This window comes from Aphanothece microscopica RSMan92 (assembly GCF_046613545.2).
Classification (GTDB): Bacteria; Cyanobacteriota; Cyanobacteriia; order PCC-6307; family Cyanobiaceae; genus NIES-981.
In genome coordinates this window covers 1-7,258 of record NZ_JBKKKY020000095.1, presented here as the reverse complement: position 1 = coordinate 7,258, position 7,258 = coordinate 1, and the positions used below count along the sequence as shown (strand labels likewise).

Below are 7,258 nucleotides of genomic sequence, written 5' to 3'. Positions count from 1 at the left end.
GCGCCGGCTGAAGATGAAGTAGATGGCCGGGAGCATGTCGCGCTCAGCCAGCTGGGCAATGACGAATGGGAGCGGAGGAGCCTCGGGCTGGGGAGGCTTCGGGGTCTTGGGTCCCTTGCGGCGGTTTCCCATGGGAGCACGCCACACTTTGCAGTTGGGGTGCAGATCGGTGCCGGTCTCGTTCAGCAGGGGATGCAGACCCTTGGCGCTGCAGAAGCTGAACGCCAGAGGGACCGGCCTGTGGTCACTGAACACCAGGCGGGTGGGGCCATGGACCCGGTCGATCCAGTCGGTGAGCTGACCCGCATTGGCCACGGTGGCGGAGAGGGCCACCAACTGAATCGCGGGGGGGCAATGGATGATCGACTCCTCCCAGACCGTGCCGCGCTGGGAGTCGTTCATGTAGTGGCACTCATCCAGCACCACGGACTCCACATGAGCTAAGGGGTCGTCATCCGGATGATCGAACTCCGCATAGAGCATGTTGCGGAAGATCTCGGTGGTCATGACCACCACCTGGGCTTCGCGGTTGAGGCTGAGGTCACCGGTGAGGAGCCCGACGCGTTCGGCTCCGAACTGGGCTCGGAAATCCCGCAGCTTCTGATTGGAGAGGGCCTTGAGTGGCGTGGTGTAGAGCACCTTCTGGCCATGGGCCAGGGCACGGTGGATGGCGTATTCGCCCACCAAGGTTTTCCCTGATCCAGTGGGAGCGCTTACGACAACTGAATTGCCCTGCCCCAGAGCCTCAATAGCCTCTACTTGAAAGCTGTCTAGCGGGAAAGGGAAGACAGCGGAAGCATCAAGCATATACAAAGATTGCGAAGAAAAGTAAAATATGATAAAGCGCCGAACAGCCACTGTTAGGGGTTATTGAGCCATGGGAACCTGCAGCGCAATGACTCAGCGTCAAGCCCCCCTGGCCAGGAGTCTTACTGGGGCGACTGCACAATGACAACTTGAATCTCGTCAGACAGACTCCTCTTGGCCGTGGGACTTAGTGTATCAGGATGGGGTTCCCCCGATTTCGTGGACACCGATCATGGGTTCACAGGGTTGAGTGTACGAGCTGCAATGAACTGCTGCTCATAGTCGATCGGACTGATGTAGCCAATCGTTGAATGGCGCCGTTCGCGGTTGTAGTAACCCTCGATCCAGAAGGCCAGATCGCGCTGCAGCTGCTGGGGTGAGATCAGCGTCTCTCGGTTGTCATCGAGGTCGAGTTCCAGCTTCAAGGTGGAGAAAAAGCTCTCCACCACTGCGTTGTCCCAGCAGCAGCCCTTGGCGGACATGCTGCAGCTGATCTCGTGCTTTTTGAGCAGGACTCGGTAGTCGGTGGCCCGGTATTGGCTGCCCTGATCTGTGTGGAGGAGCAACGTCTCCGGCTCCACCAGACGGTGGCCGAGCGCCCTGTTGAGGGCCTCGATCACCAAGGCAGCATCCATGCGGTGATCGAGCTTCCAGCCGACGACACGGCGGCTGAACAGATCGATCCAGACGGCCAGATACCGCCAGCCCGCCGTGGTGCGGATATAGGTGATGTCGCCCGCCCAACAGCGGTTGGGAGCCGGGGGCAGGAAGTCCTGCTCCAGCAGGTTCTCCACCACCCCAGCAGTCCCGCCGCCGGCCTTGGAGCAGGGCCGGAACGGCTTGCGGGTCCTGGCCTTGAGCCGAGCCCTCTGCATGAGTCGGGCGACACGGTGGCGGCCCACCGGATGGCCTGCAGCGCGCAGCTCCTGGTGGATCCGAGGAGAGCCGTAGAAGCCCCGGTGCTCGCCGAACACCGTCTGGATTTCAGCGGTGAGCCGGGCGTTCTCGGCCGCCCGCTTTCCCGGCGCCTCCTGCCGCTGCCGCCAGGCGTAGAACCCGCTGCGGGCCACACCCAGCTGCCGGCACAGCCAGGCCACCGAGTGCTGATCAGCGAGCTGATCGATCAGGCGAAACCTCTCGGCGGCAGCTGCTCTTTGGCAAAGTGCGCTGCCGCCAGCCTGAAAAAATCCTTCTCCCTCCTGAGTTCCCGGTTCTCCTTGCGGAGCCGGTTGAGCTCAGCGCGCTCCTCGCTGCTGAGCAGGCCCTGGTCGCGGGGGCCGGCCTGGCCGCGATCAATGCGGGCCTGACGAACCAGCGGGCCAGGCTGCTGGAGGGGTGGCCGAGCCTCTGGGCCACGACATTGCAGGAGAGACACTCCTGCAGGCAGAGCTCCACGGCCTCCGCCTTCTGCTGCGCCGTGAACCGGCGCCGGGTCTTGGTGAGGTTGGTCATCGATGAACAGTCTGATGGTCATGGCGTGACCCCTATCGACTTGTCCAGAAAACCGGGGGAACCCCGGGACCTGGAGACTGCTGAAATGGCAGCCCAATCAATGTCCCCCACTAGATCTTCAGCTTTACTGGCGACAGAACAGTTTCATCAAGGGGGCGGTCTCACTTAGTGAGTGTTGCATCATTGATTTCCGCGGCCCCTGGCTGCAGCCGGAGCTCTACTGATCGTCTCCTCGAGGCCATATCATCCGAAAGACGCACATAGGAAAGAGTCGGCCCATGGAAAATTTCTCCTCAGCAAGGAGCGGATTCGCGCTGAGCGGCAGTGACGTGCCCCCCCCAAGCCGGTCCAGGGTGAAAGAGAGTTTTCAGCCAGCCAGACTGGGCCGGGAACTCCACCATGAAACGCACCAGGCCGAAAGCCAAGCAGATCATTCGCAACCTCAAAACCGCCGAGCAGCTGATCGCCCTGGGCAATACCGTCGCCGGCCTCCGTTGCGTGATCGAGGTGACGCAGATGTATCACCGCTGGAGACAGCCGTGTGGCGGCACGCAGGCCGAAGAGGCCCGGCGGCTGACTCATCCGCAGAAGGCCATGCTCTGGCGACAGGCTTCTGCAAAGAGGAAGGACTCAGGCGCAGGGCTGTCTTGATCCTGCAAGAGCGCTCGCTGGCCTCTGAGCAGCTGGTCTGCCGGGTGCGGGCCAACTACCGGAGCACCCAGCGCCATGCGGGCAAGGTCGTCGACCTGGAGGAGGCCAAGCTCTGGCATCATTGCAGCGAAATCGCCGATGAACAGATCCGCTGGGGGCGCCGCATGGCCTGGTTGCTGCTGTGGCATGAGGGCTGGATTGATGAACCACAGGCGGCTGCAGCGGCTCTGGCGAGAGGAAGGCCTGCAGCGGCCCACCCCCAGGAAACGCACGCGGGCACGGCCGGCAGACGGTTCAGTCCGGCGCGAACGGGCTGAGCATCCCCACCAGGCGTGGGCCATGGGCCTTGAGTTCGACGCCATGGGCGATGGGCACAGACTCAACGTCCTGACGTGATCGACTAGCACAGCCGCCTCTGCCTGACCATCAGGGTGGTCAGACGCTGCAAGGCCAAGGAGGTCCTGGCAGAGGGGGGAGCATCTCACCCATCTGTACTCGCCACCAGCGTTTGACCGGTCAGACAACGGCCCTGAATGCATTGCGCAGGCTCTACGGGGCCGGTGCGAGGCCAGTGGTCCACCGGTAAGGCGTACCTCGAGTCGGGAGCGCCGTGGGAGAACGGCTTGACGGAGTCGTATGGGCTCCGCACAACGGCGTCTGGAACAGCCGGCTCAGGGATGAGTTCATCAAGACCGTGCTGTTCAGGACAGCTCCGGATGAGCTGCCCCCCTCTCCTCACCGGCATCTGCATGCGAGACGGAGGGATGGACCGAAAGCGACGCTCGATGGCCGGCCAGGCGATCCATGCCCTGCGCAAGACGATCGTGGAGCCGGCATTGGCTCAGTTCAAGGGCACCCGAGGCTGAATCGGTTCCGATTGCGGGGTATGGAGTTGTTGGATGGTGAATGGGCTCTGATTGCGACGGCAGACAACCTGCCTAAGCTGTTCCGGCAGCCCCGAAGCATAGGGACTCCCCCACTACGATCTGGTCTGGCCTCAACATGCGACAAACTCCTTGACAACGGCAAGGCCGGGGAGGCGTTTGAAGGCAGATCTCCACGCCCTCTCGATTCTGCTCAGCCGGAAAGCAGCGCCGAGTATCGGCTGGGGCGTGAAGGATGGTCAGTACGCCGGCAATGGCTGGATCGCAACCCCCTTGGCCCCGAACCACGACCCCACGGCATAGTCGTGACGATCCCAGAAATGAACGGCCCAATCCAGGCTATGATCAGCGGATAGCTACAACGTCAACACCAAGTGTTCAACGTAGGCCTTCCCGAAGAAGTAAAGAAAAGACTAGGCCTGATGTATTCGGAAAAATGCACGGTCCTGGAATACGGCAGCGGGGGCAGCACCCTATTGGCCCTGCAGGCAAATCCGGAGAATTTTTGCTACTCTTGCGAGACCGATCCCGCGTGGCTATGCAGATTGGCGATGGAAATCGCCCGCCTAGGACTCTCTGAAAGATTCTATCCAGTTTTTCTCGATATTGGCCCCACAGCCAAGTGGGGCAAGCCAGACTTCGCCACTCAGCCATACAATAAACAAAGGGGGAAAGGCATGATTCAGGCATCGCTTGGGCCATGGAAGCTGTTGCGAGAGAGGCAAGTTGATCCAGACATTGTGCTCATCGACGGGCGCTTTCGAGTGGCGTCATTCGTGGCATCTTGCATCTACACAAGAAAACCAACACGGATTGTATTCGATGACTACGCTGACAGACCTCATTATCACTTAGCCGAAAGGCTCGCAAGTCCAACTGAAATTGTTGGCAGAGCTGCCTTCTTCGATATCCAGCCCACAGAATATGATTCAGCGCACATCTTAAGCCTGTATGCCGACTTCTTTGTAGACCCTTCCTGAGGATCACATCGCGGTCGTCAAGAGCTGAATTATCAGCTCAACGATGAGGAATACCTAGTGTGCCGTCCCGGAAATAACATCTAGAATCAGGAGTGTTGCCCGAGGTGCCCAGTGGCGCTTGGTCGTCCGATGCTGCCGCTGGTTCTCAGCGACGACGAGGTTCAGCAACTCCAGGCTCTCGCCAGCTCCCGTTCACTGCCTCACTCCATCGTTCAGCGTGCCCAGATCGTGCTGGCCTGCGGGGCTGGTGAGACCAACACAGCCATCGCCAAACGGATGGGGCTGACGGGCATGACCGTCGGCAAGTGGCGCAAGCGCTACCGGGAGCTGGGCCTGGAGGGACTGCACGATGAGCTCAGGCCTGGCCGTCCGCGCACCTATGAGGACGACACGGTGGCCGAGGTGATCAACCGGGCACTCCAAACCAAGCCAACTGATGGAAGCAGCCAGTGGAGTGCCCGCTCCCTCGCCGCTGCCACCGGAATCTCCAAAACCACCGTGCACCGCTGGCTGCAGACGTTCTCGGTGCAGCCCCACCGGCAGAAGCACTTCAAGCTCTCCACCGATCCGTTCTTTGTAGAGAAGGTCAGGGACATCGTCGGCCTCTACCTGAACCCGCCGGACAAGGCGATGGTGCTCTGCGTCGACGAGAAGACCCAGATCCAGGCCCTGGACCGCACCCAGCCCCTGTTGCCCATGGGCCTGGGCTACGTGGAAGGCGTCACCCACGACTACATCCGCCATGGCACCACTACCCTGTTCGCCGCGCTGGATGTGGCCACCGGTGAGGTGTTCACGCAGTGCAGGCCACGTCACCGGCATCAGGAGTTCCTGGGTTTCCTCCGCCAGATCGAGAAGTCAGTCCCCGAGAACCTGGAGGTTCACCTGATCGTCGATAACTACTGCACCCACAAGCACGCCAAGGTCAGGTCCTGGCTGGCTCAACGGCCCCGCTTCCACGTGCATGACACGCCCACCTACGCCTCCTGGCTCAACCAGGTGGAGCGCTCTTTTGGGATCATCACCCAGCGCGCCATCCGGCGCGGCAGCTTCTCGAGCGTCAAGGAGCTGATCGCCAAAATCGAGCAGTTCGTGGCGGCCTACAACAAGACCAAGGCACCGTTCAACTGGACGGCATCGGCAGACTCCATCCTGGAGAAACTCCAGCGACTTTGCTCGCAAATCTCCGGGACGGCACACTAGGAGTTCGCTGAAAAACCCGGGCAATCCAGCGAAAATGGGGCAACTGTCCAGCTGAGATGCGAGGTCACCGCGAGCACAGCGGCTCCCTGTTCTCGTACGTGTCGATTGAGGAGCGGATTCCAGCCAGTCATCCGCTGCGGCAGATCCGGAAACTGGCGGATCAGGCTCTCGATCGACTGAATCCCACCTTCTGTGAGCTGTACGCCGCAGAAGGCCGGCCCTCGGTGCCGCCGGAACAACTTCTGCTGGCCTCGTTACTGCAGGCGTTCTACGGGATCCGCTCGGAGCGGATGCTGATTGAACAACTCGACTACAATCTGTTGTTTCGCTGGTTTGTGGGGCTGAGCCCTGATGATCCGATCTGGCATCCCACCACATTCACCAAGAATCGTCAGCGACTGCTCAACGAGCAGGTGATGGGCAAGTTCCTGGAGAAGGTCATGGCGGCTCCCGAGGTGAAACCGCTGCTCAGCAACGAGCACTTCTCCGTGGATGGGACCCTGCTGCAGGCCTGGGCCTCTCACGCCTCCCTGGAGCGGATCGACGGAGAGGATGACTCGCCGCCTCCGCCGTCAGGTCCTGGTGAGGGATTCGGGGAGGCCAAGAGTGAAAAGAAGCGGGCCAAGGGCGACTTCCGCGGACTCCGGCTCAGCAACAAGACCCACCGCTCTGGCACGGATCCCGACGCTCTGCTGGCCCGCAAGTCGAATGATCACCCGGCCCTGCCCAGCTATCGGGGCCATGCCCTGATGGACAACCGCCATGCCCTGGTGGTGGATTGCCGGGTGACGCAGGCTGATGGCTACGGCGAACGGGATGCGGCCAAGGAGATGGCAGCCGATCTCCCCGGTCGCCACCAGAAGACCATCGGTGCCGACAAGAACTACGACACCAGAGGATTCGTAGCTGAGATCCGGCGGATCGGCGTCACTCCTCATGTCGCCCAGAACCCAGGCCGCTCCGGTGGCTCCGCCATCGATGGCCGCACCACCTGCCATGAGGGCTACGCCCAATCGATCAACGCCCGCCGAGGCATCGAGAAGGTGTTCGGTTGGATCAAGCAGTTCGGCGGCCTGCGCCACTTCAAGCTGCGCGGTCAGGGCAATGCCAGTGCCGTATTCGGGCTGCATGTGATCGCTTACAACCTGATCCGCCTGGGCAATCTGCTTAGGGGGCGTCCCGCCAAGTGGTGTAAATCCCGAGGAGCAGCACCGGCGTAGCCGGTGCTGGCGGTCTTCTCCTCAAACTCCCTGCGGGGCAATGGGTGGGCCGGTCTGTGAC

7 protein-coding genes and 1 pseudogene are annotated in these 7,258 nt (G+C 61.5%); 5 read left to right on the top strand and 3 right to left on the bottom strand.

All coding sequences use genetic code 11. The features are described 5' to 3' along the window. From ACLD7X_RS15505 to ACLD7X_RS15495, 3 genes and pseudogenes are all read right to left on the bottom strand, one after another. The coding region (locus ACLD7X_RS15505) for a DEAD/DEAH box helicase (protein WP_411424574.1) at positions 1–807 on the bottom strand (807 nt) is incomplete at its 3' end. 230 nt (positions 808–1,037) lie between these two features. Continuing rightward, positions 1,038–1,955 (bottom strand): annotated as a pseudogene (locus ACLD7X_RS15500) (IS3 family transposase); the annotation flags it as partial. Next, positions 1,915–2,259: a transposase gene (locus ACLD7X_RS15495; RefSeq protein ID WP_411424573.1), complete on the bottom strand. Its 345-nt coding sequence runs from the start codon at positions 2,257–2,259 to the stop codon at positions 1,915–1,917. The gene ACLD7X_RS15495 and the pseudogene ACLD7X_RS15500, both read right to left, overlap by 41 nt. A gap of 399 nt (positions 2,260–2,658) precedes the next feature. On the opposite strand from ACLD7X_RS15495, the gene ACLD7X_RS15490 reads away from it, so the two are divergent. The 5 genes from ACLD7X_RS15490 (at position 2,659) to ACLD7X_RS15470 (ending at position 7,197) form a co-directional block, all read left to right on the top strand. Further along, complete coding sequence (locus tag ACLD7X_RS15490) at positions 2,659–2,910, top strand: hypothetical protein (RefSeq protein WP_411424572.1); 252 nt, start codon at positions 2,659–2,661, stop codon at positions 2,908–2,910. Next, positions 2,907–3,227, top strand: a complete 321-nt coding sequence (locus tag ACLD7X_RS15485) for a hypothetical protein (RefSeq protein ID WP_411424571.1) — start codon at positions 2,907–2,909, stop codon at positions 3,225–3,227. Before ACLD7X_RS15490 ends, ACLD7X_RS15485 begins: the two co-directional genes overlap by 4 nt. 941 nt (positions 3,228–4,168) lie before the next feature. Further along, complete coding sequence (locus tag ACLD7X_RS15480; RefSeq protein WP_411424568.1) at positions 4,169–4,774, top strand: hypothetical protein; 606 nt, start codon at positions 4,169–4,171, stop codon at positions 4,772–4,774. Between the two features lie 129 nt (positions 4,775–4,903). Next, the gene (locus tag ACLD7X_RS15475) at positions 4,904–5,977 is read left to right on the top strand and encodes an IS630 family transposase (protein WP_411424567.1); all 1,074 of its coding nucleotides are present in this window, start codon (positions 4,904–4,906) and stop codon (positions 5,975–5,977) included. Positions 5,978–6,033: 56 nt separating this feature from the next. Continuing rightward, a complete protein-coding gene (locus ACLD7X_RS15470; RefSeq protein ID WP_411424566.1) occupies positions 6,034–7,197 on the top strand; it encodes an IS5 family transposase in 1,164 nt (387 codons plus the stop codon). Positions 7,198–7,258: the final 61 nt, after the last annotated feature.